Origin of the sequence: Escherichia sp. TW14182, assembly GCF_000208525.1 — a bacterium.
Lineage (GTDB): Bacteria > Pseudomonadota > Gammaproteobacteria > Enterobacterales > Enterobacteriaceae > Escherichia > Escherichia ruysiae.
The window spans coordinates 1-1,544 of record NZ_AEJZ01000412.1; the positions used below are offsets into that span (position 1 = coordinate 1).

Consider the following 1,544-nt stretch of genomic DNA (forward strand, 5'->3'; position numbering starts at 1 on the left):
CTGAAAAATGTCGGCAAAACGGGGAAGCATGAATTACGCAGGAGGCAGATGTGAGGTGCCGCACACCGGACAGATAAAGGGATGTATCGTGCACACGGACAGGAAATTTTTCCAGGACATGGGGAGCATGGTGACATTACCGTCGGGCTCACCCACTATCCATACAGTTGTTTCATAATTGCCGGTGGCATCTTCTTCAAACAGGTACGGAATATCTTTTTCCATGCAGTACTCAGCGGCACTGCCGAAGTCGGGAAAAAACAGACCGGCTTCATTGTCTGGTCCGCCTGCGCAGGGAACCACCCGCCATTGCAACCGGGGAACTGAGCGGGAAGATTGTTTGCCGGATTTTTGTTTGCGAGGTTTAGCTGAACGGGCCATATAACCACCTGAAAAACAATGACATTGTCTGTTTTTATAACGGTAATTACAGGCTATGACAAGCCGCAGCCGTCAGGCTGCCTACTCGAGTACAGGACAATGACTGATTTCTTGATACCGTGAGCGTGGAGGGCAGTCATTGCGTGACGTAATTTTTATTCAAAGAGTTCAGCATGAGTACCAAGGTCAGTGAAATAAATAATCTCGTTTTTTTCATCGACGCGATACACCAGTAGAAAATCGCCTCCAATATGCAATTCTCGGAAACCAGCCCACTCTCCAGTAAGTTCATGGTCTCGATATTCAGCCGGAACAGGATTACGATTAGTCACAAGGTTCATTGCTACGGCAGCCGCCTGCATATCATAGCGTCCGCTTTTGTTATAGCGTTTCCATGCCTTTTCAAAGTTCTTAGTGCGATCCGTCCGGTAAGGCAACGGTGCGCGTTTATTGCTCCCCATTGTTCATACTCGCAATCAGCTCACCAACATTTTCAAAACTTGGCCGCCCTTGTGCCATCAGTTCTTCGGTTTGACGGATGGATTCACGCAAACGAGCTGATGGTTTACGGGTAATTTCAAATGGCAACCCTTCATTACGGACAACATTTTCCGCAAACAACCGCAATGCAGCGCTAACAGATAATCCGCAATCTTGCAGGATAGTTTCAAATTGGCTTTTAAGAACATCATCAACACGAGTACGGATATACGTTTCCATCTCATCACCTCATTAATCAAACATTGGTGTTGCTAATGTAGTCCATAATGGACTACAAAACAAGATGCATATTTCCCAGCTAACGTGAGTTTTCGTTCCACTGAGGAACGGGGATTTATGCGCGTCAGCGCATGTAAGGCGACAGGATGAAATGACAGGTAGCACTGAGGGTTAGCCGCCGATACCAATGAGGGATCGAAAGGGATTGCCTATCCATCTCTTCACCCTGTAAAGCCATACCCCGCTAAAAGCGGCTCAGAGGTTTTTGTGCGCGGTCGGAGTGGTCACAACAAGGCGAAGCCGCAGTTGGGGCGTATCTCCGCGTTAGCGGGTCGTGAGAGCCGCTTACGAGCGTGTTAGTAAAGCGTTCAGCGATACTTGCTGACGCATCCGACGTGGCGAGCCTGTTTAGGATTCTGAACCGCCCCGGGAATCCTGGAGAC

At 48.6% G+C, this 1,544-nt stretch carries 4 protein-coding genes; all 4 read right to left on the reverse strand.

The features are described 5' to 3' along the window. Positions 1–33: 33 nt before the first annotated feature. The gene (locus EQY_RS0122630; RefSeq protein ID WP_000124072.1) at positions 34–381 is read right to left on the reverse strand and encodes a hypothetical protein; all 348 of its coding nucleotides are present in this window, start codon (positions 379–381) and stop codon (positions 34–36) included. A 155-nt stretch (positions 382–536) separates the two neighbouring features. After that, entirely contained in the window at positions 537–842 is a 306-nt protein-coding gene (locus EQY_RS0122635; RefSeq protein ID WP_000535377.1) for a type II toxin-antitoxin system RelE/ParE family toxin, read from the reverse strand. Further along, positions 829–1,101 carry a type II toxin-antitoxin system RelB/DinJ family antitoxin gene (locus EQY_RS0122640; protein WP_000451333.1) on the reverse strand — a complete coding sequence of 91 codons (273 nt, stop codon included), beginning with the start codon at positions 1,099–1,101 and terminating at the stop codon, positions 829–831. The genes EQY_RS0122635 and EQY_RS0122640 overlap by 14 nt, the downstream gene beginning before the upstream one ends. 244 nt (positions 1,102–1,345) lie before the next feature. Then, a complete protein-coding gene (locus tag EQY_RS27550) occupies positions 1,346–1,516 on the reverse strand; it encodes a replication-associated protein RepA4 (RefSeq protein ID WP_502525945.1) in 171 nt (56 codons plus the stop codon). Between the last annotated feature and the right edge of the window lie 28 nt (positions 1,517–1,544).